We start from the raw sequence: 20,568 nt of genomic DNA, 5'->3' as shown, positions 1-20,568 counted from the left end.
ACGGCGACGACCCGTGCGCCGAACCCGCGGGGGACCCGCGACGGAGGCGGGGCCGGGTGTCAGCGTCGGCGGAAGCGGTTCTGCATGGGCAGGACCCTAGCTCCGTACGTGAGTGGAATTCACGGCTATAGCCGGGAATTTCGCTCACGTAGAAGACTGGCCCGCATGACGTCCGACGAGCCCACGACGCCGACCGGCGGTAACCCGTACCTCGAGCGCGCCTACGGGCTGCGCGGGCCGGACGACGCCCGGGAGTTCTACGACGAGTGGGCCGCGGAGTACGACGCCGACCTCGCCGACGACACCCAGGGCTACGTCGCGCCGGAGCTCGCCGCCGAGACGCTGGTCCGCGTCGCCGGCACGGGCGTCACCGTCCTCGACGCCGGGTGCGGGACGGGTCTGGTCGGGGCGGCGCTCGCGCAGCGGGGCATCGACGTCATCGACGGCGTGGACGTCTCGCCGGGGATGCTCGAGCGGGCCCGGGCCACCGGCGCCTACCGCTCCCTCGAGCCCGCCGACCTCACCCGCCCGCTGCCCACCCCCGCCGACGCCTACGACGCCGTCGTCTGCGTCGGCACCCTCACCCACGGCCACGTCGGTCCCGAGGCCCTCGCCGAGTTCGTCCGTCTGACCCGTCCGGGTGGGTCGGTCGTCGCCACGGTGCTCGACGACGTCTGGGAGTCCGGCGGCTACCGCGCGGAGACCGACCGGCTCGTCGACGCGGGCGTCGCGGAGCTGGTGTCGGCCGACGTGACGCCCTACCGCTCCGGGGTCGGTGTCGAGGCCCGGATGCTGGTGCTCACCGCGCGCTGAGGATAGAACGGTGGCCATGAGCGCCCCCTCCGACAGCACGGAACCCGAGATCCTCTGGCAGCCGGACGAGGAGACGGTACGGAACGCGCGGATCACCGCGTTCGCGGAGCGCGCCGCGCAGCAGCACGGGGTCACCGTCGAGGGCTACGAGGACCTGTGGCGGTGGTCCACCACCGACCTCCGCGCGTTCTGGGGCACGATCGTCGACCACCTCGGCGTGCGGTTCCACGAGGCCCCGAGCGAGGTCCTCGCCTCCGAGGACATGCCCGGGGCGAGCTGGTTCCCGGGCAGCACCCTCAACTACGCCGAGCACGCGCTGCACCCCGCCGAGGGCGGCGCCGACGACGACCTCGCGATCGTCGCGGTCCGCGAGGACGGCCGGCGCGAGCAGCGCACCTACGGCGAGCTGCGGGCCGACGTCGCCCGCGCCCGGGCCGGGCTCGAGGCGCTCGGGGTCGGGAGCGGCGACCGGGTCGTGGCCCTCGCCCCGAACTGCGTCGAGACCCTCGTCGCCTTCCTCGGCGCCGCCTCGCTGGGCGCGACGTGGTCGTCGTGCTCCCCGGACTTCGGCGCCCGCGCCGTGGTGGACCGCTTCGCCCAGATCGAGCCGTCCGTGCTGGTCGTCGTCGACGGCTACCTCTACAACGGCAAGTCCTACGACATCCGCCCGACGGTCGCCGAGCTGCGCGGGCAGCTCCCGACGCTGCGCGCCACGGTCGGGATCGACTACATCGCCGAGGGGGCGTGGGCCGAGCACGACGACGTCGTCGGCTGGGCGTCGTTCACCGACCACGCCGACGCCGGGCTCGCGTTCGACGCCGTGCCGTTCGACCACCCGCTGTGGATCCTCTACTCGTCGGGCACCACGGGGCTGCCGAAGGGGATCGTGCACTCGCACGGCGGGATCGTCGTCCAGCACCTCGCGTCGCTGGCCCTGCAGCACGACCTCGGGCCCGGTGACCGGTTCTTCTGGTTCACCACCACCGGCTGGATGATGTGGAACCTGCTCATCTCCGGGCTGCTGGTCGGCGCGACGGTGATCGCCTTCGACGGCAGCCCGGGCCACCCGGACCTCGACGTGCTCTGGCGGATGGCCGCCGACGAGGGCGTCACGCTCTTCGGGACGTCGGCGTCGTTCGTGCAGTCGTGCCTCAAGGCCGGCCTGCGCCCGCGCGATGCGTTCGACCTCTTCGCGATCCGCTCGATCGGCTCCACGGGCTCGCCGCTGTCGCCGGAGGGCTTCGACTGGCTGCAGGACGCGGTGGGCGAGAAGATCCAGATCGCGTCGGTCTCCGGCGGCACCGACGTCTGCGCGGCGTTCGTCGGCGTCGCCCCGACCGTCCCGGTGTGGCGTGGCGAGATCTCCTGCCGGTCACTCGGTGCGGCCGTCGAGTCCTTCGACCCACAGGGCAACCCGGTGATCGACGAGGTCGGCGAGCTCGTCATCACCCGGCCCATGCCGTCGATGCCGGTGATGCTGTGGAACGACCCCGACGGCAGCCGGATGCGGGAGTCGTACTTCGAGGACTTCCCCGGCATCTGGCGCCACGGTGACTGGGTCCAGATCACGCCGCGGGGCTCCCTCGTCATCCGCGGGCGCAGCGACTCGACGCTCAACCGGGGCGGCGTCCGGATGGGCACCGCGGAGTTCTACGAGGTCGTCGAGTCCTTCGACGAGGTGGTCGACTCGCTGGTCATCGACACCTCCGGCGTCGAGGGCGCCCGCGGGGGCGGCGAGCTGCTGTGCTTCCTGGTGCTCGGCGAGGGCGTGGCGTTCGACGACGTCGCGCCGCAGCTCAAGAAGGCCCTGCGCAGCCAGCTCTCGCCGCGTCACGTCCCCGACCGCTTCCTGGTGGTCGACGACATCCCGCGCACGCTCAACGGCAAGAAGTCCGAGGTGCCGGTGAAGCGCATCCTCGCCGGCACCGCCCCCGAGAAGGCCGTCAGCAAGGACGCCCTGCGCAACCCCGAGGCGCTGGAGGACGTGGTGGCGCGGGCGCGGGACTAGGCGGGGAGGGTCTCCGAGAGGGTGACCGTGGCGCCGAGCACGGCGCCACGGTCGTCCCGGCGCGACGAGACCAGGACGTCGAAGAACCGCGAGCGGGTGGGCGCGTGGCACGGCACCTCGACGTGGGCCGGTGCAGGGAGGTCGCCGAGCAGCGCGGTCCGGATCGCCGACGCCACGATGGCGCTGTGCTGGTCGGTGGGCGCCGCGTCGTCGCACAGCGCCAGGTAGGAGCGCCCGATCCCGGCGCGGGCCGGGTCCCCGCCGTTGGCCAGGCAGAACTCACGCCACGCGTCGTCGACCCAGACGATGACCCCCGCGGCGTCCAGCAGGGCGGTCTCGACGGTCCGAGCGGGCCGCAGCGGGTCGACCAGCGTGAAGGCGGCGTCCCGCGGGATCATCGCCAGGTCGCGATGAGTGATCACGGGACCACCCGCTCGGTGGTGGGACGGGATCGGGGACGTGGTGGCGTCATCGGCACCCTCGTCGAGACGTGTGCAGCAGGTACTGCGGGCCGTCGCGGGGTCCGGGCGACAGGGTTGGGCGCGACTCTCCCCCGTACGCCTGATCGAAATCAACTGCCTGTCCACAGCTAGGCCGGAACGGGCATCTCCGCGACGTCGTCGGCGTCGGCCAGCGGCGCGCCCGTCTGCTCGCGGACCTCGTCGGTGCTGACGCCGGGGGCGAGCTCGCGCAGGACGAAGCCGTGCGGCGTGATGTCGACGACGGCGAGGTCGGTGATGACGCGGGAGACGACGCCGCGGCCGGTCAGGGGCAGCGCGCAGGTCTCGACGAGCTTGGGCGCGCCCTTCTTGGTCACGTGCTCCATCACCACGAGCACGCGGCGGGCGCCGTGGACGAGGTCCATCGCGCCGCCCATGCCCTTGACCATCGCGCCGGGCACGGCCCAGTTGGCGATGTCGCCGTTGACCGCGATCTGCATGGCCCCGAGGACCGCGATGTCGACCTTGCCGCCGCGGATCATCCCGAACGACAGCGCGGAGTCGAAGAACGAGCCGCCGGGGCTGACGGTGACCGTCTCCTTGCCCGCGTTGATGAGGTCGGGGTCGACCTCGTCCTCGGTGGGGTACGGGCCCACGCCGAGCAGCCCGTTCTCCGAGTGCAGGAAGACGTCGACGTCGTCGGGCATGTAGTTCGGGATGAGGGTGGGCAGCCCGATGCCGAGGTTGACGTAGGCGCCGTGGGTGAGCTCGCGCGCCGCGCGGGCGGCCATCTGCTCGCGGGTCAGGGCCATCAGGACTCCTTCCCGGAAGTCGAACGCAGCGTGCGCTTCTCGATGTGCTTGTTGGCGACCTGCTCGGCGGTCAGCTCGACGACGCGGTGGACGAAGATGCCGGGCACGTGGACGTCGTCGGGGTCGATCTCGCCGGGCTCGACGAGCTCTTCGACCTCGGCGATCGTCGTCCGCCCGGCCATCGCCGCGAGCGGGTTGAAGTTGCGCGCGGAGCGGTGGAACACGAGGTTGCCGTGCCGGTCGCCCTTCGCCGCGCGCACCAGACCGAAGTCGCAGACCAGCGAGCGCTCGAGGACGAAGGGGGTCCGCTGACTCGTCCCGTCGTCCTGGCGCACCTCGAACTCCCGCACCTCCTTGGGCGGCGACGACACCGCCACCGACCCGTCGGCGGCGTAGCGCCAGGGCATCGCCCCGTCGGCGACCCAGGTGCCGACCCCGGCCGGCGTGTAGAACGCCGGCACACCCGAGCCTGCGGCGCGCAGGCGTTCGGCCAGCGTGCCCTGCGGGGTCAGCTCGACCTCCAGCTCGCCGGCCAGGTACTGGCGGCCGAACTCCTTGTTCTCGCCGATGTAGGACGCCACGACCCGCGCGATCCGGTGCTGCTCGAGCAGGATGCCCAGGCCCCAGCCGTCGGTGCCGCAGTTGTTCGACGCGACGTGCAGCTCGCTCACCGAGGTCCGCGACAGCGCGTCGATGAGCACGATCGGCACCCCGGACAGGCCGAACCCGCCGACCGCCAGCGAGGCGCCGTCGTGCACGTCGGCGACGGCCTGGTCGGCCGAGGCCACCGTCTTGTCGATCGTCATCGTGCTCCCTTCGCGTGCTCGCGCAGCAGCGGCGTCACGATCTCGGGGCGCTGGAACGACGCCAGGTGCGCCGCGCCGGTGACGGACTCGAGGCGCGCGCCGGGGATGCCGTCGGCGAGCAGCTGCTGGTGCTCCGGCGGTGTCGCCGGGTCGTCGACGCCGCTGATCACGAGCGTCGGGACCGCGATGGCGCCGAGCTCGTCGACGACGTCCCACACGGAGATCGCCTCGCAGCACCCGGCGTAGCCCTCGGCCGGGGTGGACGCGATGAGGTCGCGCATGCGGGCGACGGTGTCGGGCTGCTCCTGCGCGAAGTCGTCGGTGAACCAGCGCGCGACGACGGCGTCGGCGACGGCCTGCGTCCCGCCGTCGCGCACCGTGGCGGCACGCTCGACCCAGGGGTCGGGGTCGCCGAACCGGGCGGACGTGCAGAGCAAGGCGAGGGTGCTCGCGCGGTCCGGGGCGTAGCGCCCGATCCACTGGGCGATCGCCCCGCCCAGGGAGACGCCGGCGAACGCGGCACGGTCGACGCCCAGGTCGTCGAGGGTCTCGAGGACGTCGCTCGCGAGGTCCTCGACGCGGTAGGGGCCGTCGGGCACCGGCGAGCCGCCGTGGCCGCGGGTGTCGAGCGTGATCACCCGGTACTCGTCGGCGAGCTCGCGGCGCTGGGGTGCCCACATCTCGGCCGTGCTGCCGAGCGAGCAGAGCAGGACCAGCGGCGGACCGTCGTCGGGACCCTCGAGGACGTGGTGCAGCTTCACGTCCCCCACCGTGCCCGGTGGCCGTGGTCGGTGAACCGCCCGCTTCCGCTCATCAGGACTCCAGCTTCGACGGGTGGACGGTCAGCGCCGTCACCTCGACGTCCATGTACGGGAAGAGCGGCAGGCTCGAGAGCAGCTGGTGGAGCTCGTCGCCCGAGTCGACGTCGAAGCGGCTGACGTTCGCGTAGCGCCCGACCACCCGCCACAGCTCGGGCCACTTGCCGGAGCGCTGGATCTCGTGGGCGCGGGCCTTCTCCCGGGCGCGGAGGTCGTCGGCGACCTCGGCGGGCATGTCGTGGGGGAGGCGGACCTCCATGCGGACGAGGAACTGCACGTGTACTCCCGTTCCGTGTGCGTGGCGTTGCGGACACTGGATGTCAGCGACGTGCCGCCGCTGACATCCGGGCTCACGTATCGACGCGGTAGTGGGCGAGCTTGTCGGGGTCGATGGTGACGCCCAGCCCGGGCGCCTGGCGGGCCGACGCGCGGCCGTCGGCGATCACCGGGGGCTCGGCGAGGACGTCGTCGGTCATCAGCAGGTGGTTCGTGACCTCGACGGGGTGGCGGGCGAGGGCCCGCAAGCCGCAGCCGAGCGCGGTGGAGGCGACGCTGCCGAGCATGCCGTCGATCTGGTTGCCGATCATCGTGGTGACGCCGAGGCCCTCGCACAGGCCCACGATCTTGGCGGAGTCGGTGAACCCGGTGCGCGCGACCTTGACGCTGATGGACTGGGAGTCGCCGTCGAGAAGCGAGCGGGCGACGCTGCCCAGGGTGATCGTCGACTCGTCGCCGACGATCGGGATCGGGCTCTCGCGCACGATTCGGCGACGCCCGAGGACGTCGTCGGCGGGGTTGGGCTCCTCGAGCATGGTCACGTGGAAGTCGGTGAGCCGGCGGGCGGCGACGATCGCGGTGTCGGCGTCCCAGCCCCGGTTCGCGTCGGCGTAGAGCTCGACCGCGTCGCCGAGCTCGCGGCGCAGCTCCCGCACCGCGGCGAGGTCGTGGCCGAGGTCCCGGCCGACCTTGACCTTGAACGCGTCGACGCCGTACTCGTCGCTCATCTCGACGGCGTCGGCGACCATCTCCGCCGGCGTCCCGAGACCGATCATGTGCGCGACGCGGACGTCGTCGGCGGCGTGCCCGAGCAGCACGTGCACGGGCTGGCCGCAGGCCTGGCCGACGAGGTCCCAGAGCGCGACGTCGATCGCGCCGCGGGCGGCGTTGTTGGCGACGGTGCGGGCCAGGTCGGCGCGGAGGCGCTCGCGGGCGAACGGGTCGGCGCCGACGAGCACGGGCGTGAACAGCTCGCGCACCGCGGCGACGATCGACGCCGCGGTCTCGCCGTAGGTGTAGGGGCGCGGCGGCGCCTCGCCGTGTCCGACGAGCCCGTCGTCGGTGGTGATCCGCACGAGGACGTGGTCGGCGGCGGTGACCTTGCCGCTGGCGAAGGCGAAGGGACGCCGGTAGGGGATGGCGAGGGGGATCGCCTCGACGGTGCTGATCTTCATGTGGCGTGGAACCTCACGCTGTCTCCTGTCGGAGGCCGGTGCCGCACAGGACGGCGAGGGCCCGGGCGAGGGCGGGCTGCGGGTCGTCGCGGCGCCAGGCGAGGGCGACGTCGGTGGTCACGGGGTCGGGGTCCTCGAGCTCGACGTACCGCACGCCCTCGACGGCGACGGCGAGCACCGACGACGGGAGCAGGGCCACGCCCACGCCGGCCGCGACGAGCGCGAGCACGATCGAGGTCTGGTCGGCCTCGTGGGTGCGCCGGGGCGTGAACCCCGCGGCCCGGCACGCCCGCGCCGCCGCCTCGCCGACCACGGAACCGGGCGGCGCGTAGACGACGAAGTCGTCGTCGGCCAGGTCGGCGAGCAGCACGGGGTGCCGGGAGCGAGGGCGTCCCTCGCTGCTCCCCACGCAGGCAGGGCGTCCCTCGCTGCCCGCGAGGCGGTGGCCCGACGGGACGGCCAGCACCAGGTGCTCGCGAGCGAGCAGGTGGTGGTCGAGCCCGGGGTCGGACACCGGCGGGCGCAGGACCGCGAGGTCGATGCGGTGCTCCGCCAGGGCCGTCTCCAGGCCCGGGGTGAGCATGTCGGTGGTGAACGTCAGCGCGAGCCCGGGCAGCTCGGCGGTCAGCTGCCGGACCAGGTCGGGGACGTGCCGGTACGTCGCGAGGCCCGTCGCCCCGACCCGCAGCCGCCCGAGGGCACCCGCCGCGACGCGGCCCACCTGGTCGCGGGCCGCGTCGACCGAGGCGAGGATGCGCACCGCCTCGGGCAGCAGGGCCTCGCCGGCGGCGGTGAGGTCCACCCGCCGGGTCGTGCGCTCGAACAGCGGCGCGCCGAGCTGCGACTCCAGCTGCCGGATCGCCTGGGACAGCGGCGACTGGGCGATGCGCAGCGCCTCGGCCGCCCGCCCGAAGTGGCGGGTCTCGGCGACCGCGACGAAGTAGCGCAGCTGGCGCGTCTCCATCGCCTACTCCGGCTCCAGCACGAAGTCGCGGTCGGAGCGGACCTCTCCCTCGAATCCCGGGGACGCGTTCCCGGTGGGCTGGGGGTCGAGGGTGAGCTCGGGCTTGTCGGCGGAGGCGACGTCGTTGCCGAGGTAAGGGTCGCCGGTGAAGAAGAGCTGGCTGGTCAGGGTGCGGTGCCCGGGCGCGGTGACGAGCAGGTGGATGTGGGCGGGGCGCCACGGGCTCCAGCCGGCGGCCTGGGTCATCTGCCCGGTGGGCCCGTCGAGGGGGATCGTGTACGGCGCCGGCTTGCGGGTGTGGATCTCGAAGCGGCCCTGGTCGTCGCAGCGCACGACGCCGCGGAGGTTGCCGGCCGGAGGCTTCGCGGCGAAGCCGGAGTACCAGCCGTCGGAGTCGGTGTGCCAGATGTCGACCTTCGCGCCGGCCAGCGGCGTGCCGTCGGTGGCGGTGACCTGGCCCGCGAGGATCATCGGGGTGCCGGGCTCGTCGTCGCGCATCGGCAGCGTGGCGGGCGAGTCGAGCTGGGCCTGCCCGTCGAGCCAGAACGGGCCGAGGATGGTGCCGACCGAGCCCTGCTGGGTCGCCGCGGCGACCTTCTCGACCTCGAACTCGAGGTAGACGTCGAGGAACAGCGGCCACTCGCCGGTGTCGGAGACCGCGATCAGCCACTGCTTGAACGCGTCGAACTCCTCGTAGGTGACCTTGTGGTCGCGGATCGCGGCGCGGATGCCCTCGAGGGCGGCGCCGATCACGGTGGCCGCCCGCTGCTGGTCGACCGTCGCGGAACCACCGCGCTGGTTGGACAGGCCCTTGCGGGCGATCTCGGTGGCGTGTGCGCCGGCGGTGACGGCAGCCGACGTGGATGTGGGGGAGACCGACTGGTCGGAGGTGGTGGTCATCGCGTCCTCTTCAGGGTGGTGGTGGACGGGTCGGCGACGTCGTGGTCGTGGACCCAGGCGTTGTCGGTCGCGTAGCCGGCGAAGCGCTTGTCGCGCTCGGCGATGCGCGGGTCGTCGTCGGCGAGGTGGAGCAGGGTGCCGGTCTCCCAGGCGCTCGCCGCGACCGCGCGCGTGCGCGCCCGCCGGAGCCGGGGGTAGGCGGCCAGGGCGTCGGCGGGATCGCGGTGCACGAGCAGCCGGGCCAGCGTCACCGCGTCCTCGATCGACTGGTTCGCGCCCTGCCCGTGGTGCGGCAGCATCGCGTGGACGGCGTCGCCGATCAGGACCGTCCGCCCGCGCGTCCAGCGCGTCAGCGGTGGCTGGGAGAGCAGCGGCCAGCGGGGGCTCTGCGGTACCGCGGCGAGCATCTCGCGCACCGCGGGATGCCAGCCGGCGAAACCGTCGAGCAGCTCGTCCTCCGCCGCCGGGCGGTTGCCGCCCTCCCAGGTGGCCGGGCCGCAGAGCACGGCGAAGAAGTTGACGGTGTCGTCGTCGCGACCCAGCGCGTAGTGCAGGAGGTGTGCGCCCGGCCCGGCCCAGAACTGGATCGCGTGCGGGTCGGGCAGGCCCGGCAGCGCGTCGACGGGCACGAGCCCGCGGAAGGCGCTGGTGCCCGAGTAGACGGGCCCCGAGCCGGGTCCGGTGACGGCGTCGCGCACCGTCGAGTGCACACCGTCGGCGCCGACGACGACGTCGCCCGCGACCTGCGCGCCATCGGCGAGGGTGAGGGTGCCGGCCTCGGCGTCGACAGCCGTGACGGCGCGCCCGAGGTGCAGGTGCTCCTCGCCCGCCGCCGCCGTGAACGCACCGGCGAGCGTCTGCTGCAGGTCGACGCGGTGCACGCCCCAGTAGGGCGCACCGAAGCGTTCGCGGTAGGCCTCGGCACCCGGGTGCGCGGCGATCCGCGCGCCGCTGCGGCCGTCGCGGTAGATCAGCTCGGTGGGCTGGGTGGAGACCGCGTCGAGGGCCTCCCCGACGCCGAGGCGGTAGAGCTCGCGGGTGCCGTTGGCCGACAGCGCGACGGCCGCGCCCACCTCGCGCAGCTCGTCGGCCTGCTCGTAGAGGTCGACCTCCACCCCCGCGCGCGCCAGCGCGATGCCGAGGGTGAGGCCGCCGATCCCGGCTCCTGCGACGACGACACGGGTCATGTCGTGCTTCGCCTCCGCTCCGCTCCGAACGTCTGTTGTCGAGCGTGACAGGGCCGTCCCGGACGAGAAAGGGGCAAATACAGATCGATTGAGCTGCTGGGCATCTCAATCGGCGGCCATCAGACCGGGCGCCACGGAGAGAGCGACGCCACGGACGATGTGCCGCGTGCTCGCGGGAGCAATACCGTCGTCGGCAGCGCGGCACCGATCGGGAGGGCAGGACATGAGCGAGGGCACGGACTCCTCGACGATGCGCCAGGTGCTGGGGCACTTCCCCAGCGGCGTCACCATCGTCACCGGCACGACCCCGGACGGGCCGGCAGGCTTCACGTGTCAGTCGTTCTCCTCGCTCTCGCTCGAGCCGCCGCTGGTGCTCGTGCTGCCGAGCCGCAACTCGTCGAGCTGGCCGAAGATCGAGGCGACGGGCCGGTTCGTGGTCAACGTGCTCTCGGAGGAGCAGGAGGAGCTCTCGACGACCTTCGCGGTCTCGGGCGGCGACAAGTTCGCCGGCGTCGAGTGGCGCCCCTCCGGCCTGGGCTCGCCGATCCTCGGCGGGGCGACCGCGTGGATCGACTGCACGCTGCACGACGTGCACGACGGCGGCGACCACCTCATCGTCGTCGGCGCGGTGCACGACCTCGGAGCACCCGGGAGCCCGCCGCTCGTGTTCCACCGCGGCGGCTACGCCCGCACCAGCCCTGCCGGGGCGGGCGGGTGAGCGGACCCCTCGACGACGTCCGGGTCCTCGAGCTCGGCACGATCGTCGCCGGCCCGTTCGCCGGGCGGCTGCTCGCCGACTACGGCGCCGACGTCGTCAAGATCGAGTCGCCGGGCGGCCAGGACCCCATGCGCGACTGGGGCCAGGAGTCCTACCGGGGCCACCGGCTGTGGTGGACCGTCCACGCCCGCAACAAGCGCTGCATCACCCTCGACCTGCGCGCCGAGCGGGGGCAGGAGCTCTTCCTGCGCCTCGTCGAGGGCGCCGACGTCGTCGTCGAGAACTTCCGTCCCGGCACCCTCGAGCGCTGGAACCTCGGCTGGGACCGGCTGTCCGCGGTGAACCCGGGCCTCGTGCTCGCGCGGGTGTCGGGCTACGGGCAGACCGGGCCGTACGCGGACAAGGCCGGCTACGCGTCGGTGGCCGAGGCGCTCTCGGGCCTGCGGTACATCAACGGCTACCCGGGGGAGGCGCCGCCACGGATGGCGATCTCGCTGGGCGACTCGCTGGCGGGGATGGTCGCCGTCCAGGGCGTGCTCGCCGCGCTGCACCGCAGGTCGGTCACCGGCGAGGGCCAGGTGGTCGACGTCGCGCTCACCGAGGCGTGCCTGTCGGTGCTCGAGTCGGTGATCCCGGAGTACGACAAGCTCGGGCGCGTCCGCCAGCCCGGTGGCACGCGCCTGGACGGGATCGCGCCGTCGAACGTCTACCTGACCGGCGACGGGCTGTGGCTCGTGGTCGCGGCCAACCAGGACACGGTGTTCCGCCGGCTCTGTGGGGCGATGGGACGCCCGGAGCTCGCCGACGACCCGCGCTACGCCGACCACCGCGCCCGCGGGGTGCACCAGGACGAGCTCGACGGGATCGTCGGCGCCTGGGTCTCCTCGCTGCCCGCGGACGAGGTGCGGCGCGTGCTCGACGAGGCCGGCGTCATCTGCGGGCCGATCAACACCGCGGCCGAGGTCGTCGCCGACCCGCAGTTCCGGGCGCGCGGGATGCTCGTCGAGCACCACGACGAGCGGTTCGACGAGGACGTGCTGGGACCCGGCGTCGTGCCGACGTTCTCGGCCACCCCGGGGTCCGTGCGCTGGGCCGGCCCGCCGGTGCCCGGGCACCACAACGCCGAGGTCTTCGGCGAGCTGGGGCTCTCGGGGGACGAGATCGCGGCGCTGGCCGACGAGAAGACGATCTGAGGGCCTGCGGCCCACGTGAGTGATGTGGGCCGCCGGAGCGACCCAGATCGCTCACGTGGCGTCAGCCTTCAGCGTCCTTCTTGATCGACTGCAGGTTCTTCTCGGCGCTCGAGCCCATCGCGCGCTCCAGGCCCCAGCGCGGAACGCCCTTGACGGTGACCTCCATCGTCGAGGCCATCTCGAGGTGGGTGTTCCCGTCGCCGGCGTCGGTCGCGGTGTAGGCGATCGTGCTCTCGCGGATCAGCTTGGCGTCGACGCAGGTCAGCGTCACCGACGACTCGGTGTAGGCCACGGTGTAGGTGGCCGTCGTCGTGAAGGTCAGCGCGCCGAGGGTCACCGCGATCCGGGTGGGCCGGCCCTGCTCGTCGTGCTCCTGGACCTTCGCCTGCTTCGCCTCGTTGGCCCAGCGATCGGTGTTCTCCAGATCGGAGATCACCTCGATCACCCGGGGCACGGGCGCGGCGATCTCCACGGTCCTCGTCACCGGTGCGCTCACGACACTCCCTCCGGCGACGGAGCAGGGTGCCATCGCGCGTCCACTGCCCGGTACCCGCCCGTGCAGGTGGGTATCCGGTGTCGTGGCTGACACCGAGCGGGCTCTCGCCGACGCGATCGTGGGACTGCTCGACCAGCGGACCGACGGCGCGACCATCTGCCCGTCGGAGGCCGCGCGGCGTGTCGATCCGGAGTCGTGGCGCGACCTGATGCCCGACGCCCGCGCCGTCGCCGCCCGGCTCGTCGACGACGGGACGGTCGAGATGACCCAGCGCGGCACCGTCGTCGACCCCGCCACGGCCCGTGGGCCGGTGCGGCTGCGTCGGGCGGGCGGGGGTGCGTCAGCCTGGGGACCAGGCTGATACCCAACCTCAGGAAATCCCCCATCTCGGGCCACGAACCAGCCGTGATCGTCGTCCGCCCCTAGGCTCCCGGCGTGGTGTTCCGTGTGCTGCGGCGCGTCCTGGCCGCCCTCCTCGCGCTCCCCCGTCCCCTCAAGAGACGGCTGGCCGGCCCCGAGATCACCCGCGACGGCCAGACCCTCGACCTCGACGTGCAGGTCGTGCTGCGCCTGCTCGGCCTGCTCGCCCGGGGTGAGGAGCCGTCGCTGGTCGACCAGCGCCGCGCGACCGACGAGGCGGCGGCCCTGTCCGTGGCCACGACCTCCGGGGTGGCGGCCCGCCCGACCACCGTCCCCGTCCCCGCGGGGCCCGGCCGGGACGTGCCGGGCGCCCTGTCGGCGTGCCTCTACGAGCCGGCCGAGGTGGGCGACGCCCCGTCCGGCCTGCTCGTGCACTTCCACGGCGGTGGGTTCGCGCTCGGCAGCATCGCCTCGAGCGCGCCGTTGTGCCGGGCGTTGGCCCATCAGGCCGGCGTGCGGGTGCTGTCGGTCGAGTACCGGCTCGCCCCCGAGCACCCGTTCCCGGCGGGTCTCGCCGACGCGGCGTCGGCGCTGCACCACGTGCTGACCCACCGCGACGAGTTCCGCGCGACGACCGTCGCCGTCGGTGGCGACTCGGCCGGCGCGAACCTCGCGCTCACCGCGGCGCACCAGCTCGCCCGCCGCGACCTCGAGACGGCGTCGTTCGTGCTCGCGCTCTACCCGGTCACCGACGCGGGACGCCAGGGCGGCTCGCGGGAGACCTTCGCCGAGGGGTTCGGGCTGCGCACCGTCGACATCGAGGTGTTCGAGCGCTACTACCTGCCCGACGGCATCGAGCCGATCCGCCCGACCGGCCTGCTCGAGGTGGACGACCTCGCGATCATGCCGCCCTGCTACGTCGCGACGGCCGGGTTCGACCCGCTGCGCGACGAGGGCGAGGAGCTCGCCGGGGCGCTGCGCGCGGCGGGCGTGCCCGTGGTGTCCCGCCGCTTCCCGGGCCTCGTGCACGGCTACGCGGGGTTCGCGGGCATCGTCCCGACCGCGCGCGACGCCGTCCTCGACGCCGCCTCCGCCCTGCGCGCGGGCCTGGCGCTGACGACGCGGGAGCGGGCCGGTTCCATGTGAGCGAAGTTCCCGGTCATGGCCGGGAACTTCGCTCACGGGGTCAGCGGCGCAGCATCCCCATCGCCGCGGCGGGGTAGCGCTCGCCGGACGCTACGCCCACCGGGGCGACCTCTTCGATGGCCCCGAGCTCCTCGGCGGAGAGGTGGACGTCGACCGCGCCCGCGTTCTCCTCGAGGTAGCGGCGGCGCTTGGTGCCCGGGATCGGGACGATGTCGTCGCCCTGCGCGAGCACCCACGCGAGCGCGAGCTGGGTCGGCGAGACGCCCTTGCGCTCGGCGAGCGCGTTCACCTCGTCGAGCACCCGCAGGTTTGCCTGCAGCGCCTCGCCCTGGAAGCGGGGCGAGTTGCGGCGCCAGTCGCCCTCGGGGAGGTCGTCGGTCGAGCGGATCGTGCCGGACAGGAAGCCGCGACCGATCGGGCTGTAGGGCACGAAGCCGATGCCCAGCTCGCGGCACGTCGCGAGGACGCCGTCGTCCTCGACGTCCCGGGTGAAGAGCGAGTACTCGGTCTGCACGGCGCTGATCGGGGCGGTGGCGTGGGCGCGGCGGATGGTCTCCGGCGCGGCCTCGGAGATGCCCAGGTAGCGCACCTTGCCGGCGTCGACGAGCTCGCCGAGCGCGCCCCAGGTCTCCTCGATCGGCACCTCGGGGTCGACGCGGTGCTGGTAGTAGAGGTCGACGTGGTCGGTGCCGAGGCGTCGCAGCGAGCCGTCGATCTGGCCGCGCAGGTAGTCGGGCCGGCCGTTGACGCGCCCGGTGCCCTTGCCGTCGGCGCCGATCTCGTTGCCGAACTTGGTGGCGAGGGTGACCTCGTCGCGCTGTGAGCTCAGCCCGGAGAGCACGGAGCCGAGGAGCTCCTCGTTGGTGTGCGGGCCGTACATGTCGGCGGTGTCGAGGAAGGTGACGCCCAGCTCGAGCGCGCGCTCGATCGTCGCGCGCGACTCGGTGTCGTCCTGGCCGCCGTAGGCGAAGGTCATGCCCATGCAGCCCAGGCCCAGCGCGGACACGCGCAGGCCCTGGCTGCCGAGAGTGCGTTGCTCCATGGGCGCTGGCTGCCCCGGGTGACGGTGCCCTGAACGTGTGCGGTGACGCTGGCCCACCGGAGGCGCTGCGGGTGGCACGGTGACCGGTGTGCGCCTGGTGCTGACGATGCTGGTGGTGGCCTTCCTGTCGCTGGGGGCGGGGACGGCGCTGGCCGACCCCGGTCTGGTGATCGGCGACGGTGCCCCGGTCGCGCCCGGCGCCACCGTGTCGGCGCAGATGGGCTGCGAGGAGCCGGAGACGACCCCGGCCGGCGGGCCCGGGGTGACGGGCGGCCCGTGGCAGCGCGACCCCGAGGGCCACCAGCCCTGGTCGGTCTCGTCGACCCTGACCGTCGCCGCCGACGCGGCCCCGGGTCCCGTCACCGTCACCGCGACCTGCGGGGGACGCCCGTTGGCGGCGACGCTCACCGTCGCCGACACCGGCTCGGGCGCCACCACCCTGCGCGTCCTGGGCGGCGCGGCGGTGCTGCTCGTGATCGTCGCGGCGATGCTCCTGCTCCAGCGCCGCCGGCGGGTCACTCGCTGAGTGCAAGCCCTGCGTCCACCGTATCGGCGTGCTCCCCTCTCAGCCAGGAAAGCCGCGTCGATCATGGGGCGCGCTCAGGCCAGCGCGCGTGCCACCTGACGCCCCGAGAACAGGCAGCCGCCGAGGAACGTCCCCTCGAGCGACCGGTAGCCGTGCACCCCGCCGCCCCCGAAGCCCGTTGCCTCGCCCGCTGCGTACAGCCCCGGCAGCGGGGAGCCGTCGGCGCGCAGCACGCGGCCGTCGAGGTCCGTCCACAGCCCGCCGAGCGTCTTGCGCGTCAGGATGTGCAGCTTGACCGCGACGAGCGGCCCGGCTGCGGGGTCGAGGATCCGGTGCGGCGGCGCGGTGCGGACGAGCCGGTCGCCGAGGTAGGCGCGGGCGTTGCGGACGGCGGCGAGCTGGCCGTCCTTGCCGTACGGGTTCGCGAGCTCGGCGTCGCGGGCGAGGACCTCGCGCTCGACGTTCGCGGCGTCCAGCAGCGGCGTCGGGGTGAGGGCGTTCATGCGGTCGACGAGGGTGGCCAGGTCGTCGGCCTGCACGAAGTCCGCCCCGGAGCGCTGGAACGCCGCGACCGGCTCGGTGGGCCCGGGGCGGACGCGCTGGAGCGTCAAGCGGACGTCGCGGCCGGTGAAGTCGGGGTTCTGCTCGGAACCGGAGAGGGCGAACTCCTTCTCGAGGATCCGCTGGGTGAGCACGAACCACGTGTGGTCGTGCCCGGTGCGCCGGATGTGCGCGAGCGTCGCGAGCGTGTCGAAGCCCGGCCACAGCGGCGCCGGCAGCCGCTTGCCCTCCGCGTCGAACCACAGTGACGACGGCCCGGGCAGGATCCGGATGCCGTGCAGCGGCCATACGGGGGAGTGGTTGGCGATCCCCTCGGTGTAGTGCCACATCCGGTCGCGGTTGACCACGCGGCCGCCGGCGTCCTCGCTGATGCCGATCATGCGGCCGTCGACGTGGGCCGGGACGCCGGAGATCATCTGCTGCGGCGGCGGCCCGAGGCGCTCGGGCCAGGCCGCGCGGACGGCGTCGTGGTCGCCGCCGATGCCGCCGGAGGTGACGACGACGCTGGGTGCGCCGAGGCTGAACGTGTCGACCGCCGTGCGCGAGCTCGACTCGCCGCGGGCGACGTCGGAGGGCTCGAGGACGGTGCCGGACACCCCGGTCACCGCGCCGGCCGTCACGTCGAGCGCGTCGACGCGGTGGCGGAAGCGGATCGTCACCCGCCCGTCGTCGACGGCCTGCTGCACGCGGCGCAGGAACGGCTCGAGGATGCCGGGCCCGGTGCCCCAGACGATGTGGAAGCGGGGGACGGAGTTGCCGTGGCCGGTGGCCGAGGCCCCGCCGCGCTCGGCCCACCCGACGACGGGGAAGAAGCGCACGCCCATCGCGTGGAGCCACGGGCGCTTCTCGCCGGCGGCCCACTCGACGTAGGCGCGCGCCCACTCGCGGCCCCAGCGGTCCTCGTCGGGGCGGTCGAAGCCGGCGCTGGAGGTCCAGTCGGACCAGGCGAGGTCGAACGAGTCGCGCACGCGCAGCCGGCGCTGCTCCGGGCTGTCGACGAGGAAGAGGCCGCCGAACGACCACCACGCCTGCCCGCCGAGCGACGCCTCGGGCTCCTGGTCGAGCAGGATCACCCGGCGTCCCGCGTCGGCGAGCTCGGCGGTGGCGACGAGACCGGCCAGGCCGGCCCCGACGACGATGACGTCGGCGTCGGACATGCCGGACATCGTGTCAGGGCGGCTCGGCGAGGATGTGGATTTGCTGGCGTCCAGTGCAAGCGTGGACGCAGGGCTTGCACCGGAGGTGCCGCTCCTACTGCAGGCCGAGCTTCTCCGAGCAGGTCGGCCAGGCGTTCCAGCCCTGCTCGTCCTGGACCTTCTTGGCCACGCGGATCTGCTCCTCGCGGGAGGCGTCGACGGGCGTGGACGCGAAGCGCTCGCCGCCGAACTCGCTCCAGGTGGATTCGGTGAACTGCAGGCCGCCCTTGAAGCCGTTGCCGGTGTCGGCCTCCCAGTTCTGGGTGCTCTCGCACATGGCGAGGCGGTCCCAGGTCGCGTTCGACTCGGGCGAGACCGAGGGTGCCGCCATGGCCGTGCCGGTGATCGCCAGCGGACCGGTGACCGCGGCGGCGGCGACGACCCCGGCCTTGAGCAGGGGGCGGGAAGCGGACGGGGCGGCGTGGCGACCAGACATCGGGGACTCCGGTTCATCGAAGGGCGGGACGGGACCTCGAGAGGTGACCCGTACGTCGCCCGGGGTGGTGCTGGGGAGCGGGACGACGCGGCAGGGACCGTAACCGAACCGAGACCTTTTGTGACGAGCCGTGACCGCCGGGCCGCGCTGCGTCGCGGTGAGTGGTCGATGGGTCGCGTCGGGCGGCAAACGGCCTAGTCGAGGCCATCAAGCGTTGCTCCGAACGGTGCGTCGAGCCGCTACGGCATCGGGCCGAACCGTGTTTGACGGGGGCCGGTCACTCAGCCCGGGACGAACCCGACCGCCGCGCGGTGCCCGCAGCAGAGCTCGCCCTCGGGCTGACCGGAGCGGCGGGGCTCCGGCCGCCACTGCGCCGCGTAGACGAGGCCGGGCTCGACGAGGTCGACCCCCTCGACCATGGCCGCGAGCTCGGCCCCCGACCGGTAGGTCACCTCGCCCCGCGGGTAGGCGCCGCTGAGAGCGCGCAGCGCCTCCACGTCGACGCGGGGGTCGTCCCCGGAGAGATGGGAGACCGCCAGCGCGCTCCCCGGCACGACCCGGGACACGTAGCCGGCGACCACCCCGGCGGGGTCCTGGGCGTCGGGCACGTGCTGGAGCACCGAGAACATCAGCACCCCGACCGGGCGGGACAGGTCGAGCACGTCGGTGACGCCGGGGGCGCCGAGCACGGTCTCGGGGCGGGTCAGATCGGCCCAGGAGACCGAGACGCCCTTCTCCCTCCCGAGCAGCAGCTCGCCGTGGGCGACGGCCACGAGGTCGATGTCGACGTAGGCGACGCGCGCCTCGGGATCGACGCGACGGGCGACCTCGTGGGTGCTGCCCATGGTCGGGATGCCCGAGCCGAGGTCGAGGAACTGGTCGATGCCCGCGTGCACGAGGTAGGTGACGACCCGGCGGAGGAACGACCGGTTCTCGCGGGCGATCGGGATCACGAGCGGTACGGCGTCGATCATCTCCCGGCCGAGGTGCCGGTCGACGGCGCCGTGGGACGTCCCGCCGAGCAGGAAGTCGTAGACCCGGGCCGAGCTCGGGCGGTCGACGTCCGGGACGCCGGGGGCCGACGTGGTGAGGCGGCGAGGGAAGGGGTCGACGACCACGGTCCTCCCTCCCGGCTGGCCCCCGTCCGGGCAGTACGGACGGGCCGGCGGCCGCCCGATGCCCGCCGGAGATGTCCAGTAGCCGACAGTCGGCGACGCCTGTCAATACAGGTGGGTCCCCCGACCATCCCAGCGCCGTGCAGGATCTCGACCCTCCGTGGTCGCCACGCCGCGGTGAGCGGGGACGACACGCCGTCGGATCCGTATCGTCCGGCCTGTTGTTGACGGTCGGTGACTTTCAGCGATCCCGCCCACAACCGGGGCGCGGACGGCCGGGCTCAGTGTTGGGTCGGTGTTGGGTCGGGCGACATGTCGTCGTCGGCCGACGGGGCTCCCGGGCCGGGAACGGTGCGCTCGTGCGCGTCGCCGTCGTGACCGAGTCGTTCCTCCCCGCCGTCAACGGCGTCACCAACTCCGTGCTCCAGGTGGTCGCCCACCTCCGGCGCCGCGGTCACGGTGCGATGGTCATCGCGCCGGGCGCCGGCCCCGACGAGGTGCCCGGCGCCCCCGACGTCCCCGTCGTCCGCGTCCCCGCCGTGGACCTGCCCGTCGTCGACTCGCTGCCCGTCGGGGTGCCCACCCCGGCCGTGCGGGCCGCGCTCGCGGAGTACCGCCCCGACGTCGTGCACCTCGCCTCGCCGTTCGTACTGGGCGCGCGGGCGCTGACCGTCGCCCGGCGCCTGGACGTGCCGGCCGTCGCCGTCTACCAGACCGACGTCGCCGGCTTCGCCTCGTCGTACGGGGTCGGGCTGACCGCACGGGCGGCCTGGCGCTGGATCCGCCGCCTGCACAGCGGGGCCGCACGCACCCTCGCGCCGTCGCGCTGGGCGGTGGACGCGCTGCGCGAGCACGGCGTGCCGCGCGTGCACCGGTGGGGACGCGGCGTCGACACCGCGCGCTTCCACCCGGGGCGCCGGGACGAGGACCTGCGCGCCGAGCTCGCGCCGCACGGCGAGATGCTCGTCGGGTACGTCGGCCGGCTCGCCGCGGAGAAGCAGGTCGAGCGGCTGGCGGCCCTCGAGGGCCTGCCCGGGGTGCGCGTGGTCGTCGTCGGCGACGGCCCCTCGCGCGCCCGCCTGGGCGAGCTGCTGCCCACCGCGCACTTCCTCGGCTTCCGCGGCGGCACCGAGCTGGCCCGCGCGTACGCCTCGTTCGACGCCTTCGTGCACACCGGCCCGCACGAGACCTTCTGCCAGGCGGTGCAGGAGGCCCAGGCCTCGGGCCTGCCGGTGCTCGCGCCGGACGCGGGCGGGGTGGCCGACCTCGTGGCCCCGGGACGCACCGGCTGGCTCTACGACCCGGCATCGCCGACGGCCGGGGCGGAGATCGTCGGGCGGATCGCCGCCTGGCGCGACGACCCGGACACCCGGCGGGCCGTCGGCGCCGCGGGCCGCGCGGCCGTGGCCGACCGGACCTGGCCCTCGGTCTGCGAGGAGCTGCTGGGGCACTACGCCGCCGTGCTGCACGGCGACACCCCGCTGCCGCGCACCCCGGAGACGCCCCGCGCGGCCTGAGCCTGCGGCCCTGAGCGGGCGGTGGAGCACCGAGTTCACCCGCATCACACCCGGCCGTCACGC

At 73.9% G+C, this 20,568-nt stretch carries 22 protein-coding genes; 8 read left to right on the top strand and 14 right to left on the bottom strand.

Going from position 1 to position 20,568, the window contains the following annotated elements; translation table 11 throughout:
* Positions 1 to 165 precede the first annotated feature (165 nt).
* Positions 166 to 813: a class I SAM-dependent DNA methyltransferase gene (locus OG774_RS17395; RefSeq protein ID WP_328302684.1), complete on the top strand. Its 648-nt coding sequence runs from the start codon at positions 166 to 168 to the stop codon at positions 811 to 813.
* Between the two features lie 16 nt (positions 814 to 829).
* Positions 830 to 2,821, top strand: coding sequence for an acetoacetate--CoA ligase (locus OG774_RS17390; protein WP_328302682.1), 1,992 nt, complete (start codon positions 830 to 832; stop codon positions 2,819 to 2,821).
* Here the strand turns inward: OG774_RS17390 and OG774_RS17385 are convergent.
* The 9 genes from OG774_RS17385 to OG774_RS17345 all read right to left on the bottom strand — a co-directional run bounded on the left by OG774_RS17385 (position 2,818) and on the right by OG774_RS17345 (position 10,199).
* Entirely contained in the window at positions 2,818 to 3,243 is a 426-nt protein-coding gene (locus tag OG774_RS17385) for a hypothetical protein (protein WP_328302680.1), read from the bottom strand. The genes OG774_RS17390 and OG774_RS17385 overlap by 4 nt on opposite strands.
* A gap of 167 nt (positions 3,244 to 3,410) precedes the next feature.
* On the bottom strand, positions 3,411 to 4,073 hold the full coding sequence (locus tag OG774_RS17380; protein WP_328302678.1) for a CoA transferase subunit B: 663 nt from the start codon (positions 4,071 to 4,073) through the stop codon (positions 3,411 to 3,413).
* Entirely contained in the window at positions 4,073 to 4,879 is an 807-nt protein-coding gene (locus tag OG774_RS17375; RefSeq protein ID WP_328302676.1) for a CoA transferase subunit A, read from the bottom strand. The genes OG774_RS17380 and OG774_RS17375 overlap by 1 nt, the downstream gene beginning before the upstream one ends.
* Positions 4,876 to 5,640, bottom strand: a complete 765-nt coding sequence (pcaD, locus tag OG774_RS17370; RefSeq protein ID WP_328302674.1) for a 3-oxoadipate enol-lactonase — start codon at positions 5,638 to 5,640, stop codon at positions 4,876 to 4,878. Before pcaD ends, OG774_RS17375 begins: the two co-directional genes overlap by 4 nt.
* Positions 5,641 to 5,692: 52 nt before the next feature.
* Positions 5,693 to 5,974, bottom strand: coding sequence for a muconolactone Delta-isomerase (catC, locus tag OG774_RS17365; RefSeq protein WP_328302672.1), 282 nt, complete (start codon positions 5,972 to 5,974; stop codon positions 5,693 to 5,695).
* Between the two features lie 73 nt (positions 5,975 to 6,047).
* A complete protein-coding gene (locus OG774_RS17360; RefSeq protein ID WP_328302670.1) occupies positions 6,048 to 7,148 on the bottom strand; it encodes a mandelate racemase/muconate lactonizing enzyme family protein in 1,101 nt (366 codons plus the stop codon).
* A 13-nt stretch (positions 7,149 to 7,161) separates the two neighbouring features.
* Complete coding sequence (locus OG774_RS17355; protein ID WP_328302668.1) at positions 7,162 to 8,112, bottom strand: LysR family transcriptional regulator; 951 nt, start codon at positions 8,110 to 8,112, stop codon at positions 7,162 to 7,164.
* 3 nt (positions 8,113 to 8,115) lie between these two features.
* The gene (locus OG774_RS17350; RefSeq protein ID WP_328302666.1) at positions 8,116 to 9,012 is read right to left on the bottom strand and encodes a dioxygenase family protein; all 897 of its coding nucleotides are present in this window, start codon (positions 9,010 to 9,012) and stop codon (positions 8,116 to 8,118) included.
* Positions 9,009 to 10,199 carry an FAD-dependent monooxygenase gene (locus tag OG774_RS17345; protein ID WP_328302664.1) on the bottom strand — a complete coding sequence of 397 codons (1,191 nt, stop codon included), beginning with the start codon at positions 10,197 to 10,199 and terminating at the stop codon, positions 9,009 to 9,011. The genes OG774_RS17350 and OG774_RS17345 overlap by 4 nt, the downstream gene beginning before the upstream one ends.
* 223 nt (positions 10,200 to 10,422) lie before the next feature.
* Here OG774_RS17345 and OG774_RS17340 point away from each other — a divergent pair, with 223 nt between their 5' ends.
* Entirely contained in the window at positions 10,423 to 10,917 is a 495-nt protein-coding gene (locus OG774_RS17340) for a flavin reductase family protein (RefSeq protein ID WP_328302662.1), read from the top strand.
* Positions 10,914 to 12,110, top strand: a complete 1,197-nt coding sequence (locus tag OG774_RS17335; RefSeq protein ID WP_328302660.1) for a CaiB/BaiF CoA transferase family protein — start codon at positions 10,914 to 10,916, stop codon at positions 12,108 to 12,110. Before OG774_RS17340 ends, OG774_RS17335 begins: the two co-directional genes overlap by 4 nt.
* Positions 12,111 to 12,171: 61 nt before the next feature.
* On the opposite strand, the gene OG774_RS17330 is transcribed toward OG774_RS17335, so the two are convergent.
* Positions 12,172 to 12,606 (bottom strand): SRPBCC family protein, encoded by a 435-nt coding sequence (locus tag OG774_RS17330; RefSeq protein ID WP_328302658.1) that lies wholly within the window; start codon positions 12,604 to 12,606, stop codon positions 12,172 to 12,174.
* An 82-nt stretch (positions 12,607 to 12,688) separates the two neighbouring features.
* On the opposite strand from OG774_RS17330, the gene OG774_RS17325 reads away from it, so the two are divergent.
* Positions 12,689 to 12,967, top strand: coding sequence for a DUF3253 domain-containing protein (locus OG774_RS17325; RefSeq protein ID WP_328302656.1), 279 nt, complete (start codon positions 12,689 to 12,691; stop codon positions 12,965 to 12,967).
* A 74-nt stretch (positions 12,968 to 13,041) separates the two neighbouring features.
* Complete coding sequence (locus tag OG774_RS17320) at positions 13,042 to 14,112, top strand: alpha/beta hydrolase (RefSeq protein ID WP_328302654.1); 1,071 nt, start codon at positions 13,042 to 13,044, stop codon at positions 14,110 to 14,112.
* Between the two features lie 40 nt (positions 14,113 to 14,152).
* On the opposite strand, the gene OG774_RS17315 is transcribed toward OG774_RS17320, so the two are convergent.
* Complete coding sequence (locus tag OG774_RS17315) at positions 14,153 to 15,154, bottom strand: aldo/keto reductase (protein ID WP_328302652.1); 1,002 nt, start codon at positions 15,152 to 15,154, stop codon at positions 14,153 to 14,155.
* Between the two features lie 79 nt (positions 15,155 to 15,233).
* On the opposite strand from OG774_RS17315, the gene OG774_RS17310 reads away from it, so the two are divergent.
* Positions 15,234 to 15,680 (top strand): hypothetical protein, encoded by a 447-nt coding sequence (locus OG774_RS17310; protein ID WP_328302650.1) that lies wholly within the window; start codon positions 15,234 to 15,236, stop codon positions 15,678 to 15,680.
* A gap of 74 nt (positions 15,681 to 15,754) precedes the next feature.
* On the opposite strand, the gene OG774_RS17305 is transcribed toward OG774_RS17310, so the two are convergent.
* From OG774_RS17305 to OG774_RS17295, 3 genes are all read right to left on the bottom strand, one after another.
* Positions 15,755 to 17,398: an FAD-binding dehydrogenase gene (locus tag OG774_RS17305; protein WP_328302648.1), complete on the bottom strand. Its 1,644-nt coding sequence runs from the start codon at positions 17,396 to 17,398 to the stop codon at positions 15,755 to 15,757.
* Between the two features lie 94 nt (positions 17,399 to 17,492).
* Entirely contained in the window at positions 17,493 to 17,873 is a 381-nt protein-coding gene (locus OG774_RS17300) for a transglycosylase family protein (protein WP_328302646.1), read from the bottom strand.
* Between the two features lie 281 nt (positions 17,874 to 18,154).
* Complete coding sequence (locus OG774_RS17295) at positions 18,155 to 18,991, bottom strand: SAM-dependent methyltransferase (RefSeq protein WP_328302644.1); 837 nt, start codon at positions 18,989 to 18,991, stop codon at positions 18,155 to 18,157.
* Between the two features lie 356 nt (positions 18,992 to 19,347).
* On the opposite strand from OG774_RS17295, the gene OG774_RS17290 reads away from it, so the two are divergent.
* Entirely contained in the window at positions 19,348 to 20,505 is a 1,158-nt protein-coding gene (locus OG774_RS17290) for a glycosyltransferase family 4 protein (RefSeq protein WP_328302642.1), read from the top strand.
* Positions 20,506 to 20,568 lie beyond the last annotated feature (63 nt).

Source organism: Actinomycetospora sp. NBC_00405 (assembly GCF_036044095.1).
GTDB lineage: Bacteria > Actinomycetota > Actinomycetes > Mycobacteriales > Pseudonocardiaceae > Actinomycetospora > Actinomycetospora callitridis.
This window is presented reverse-complemented; position numbering and strand designations above follow the sequence as displayed.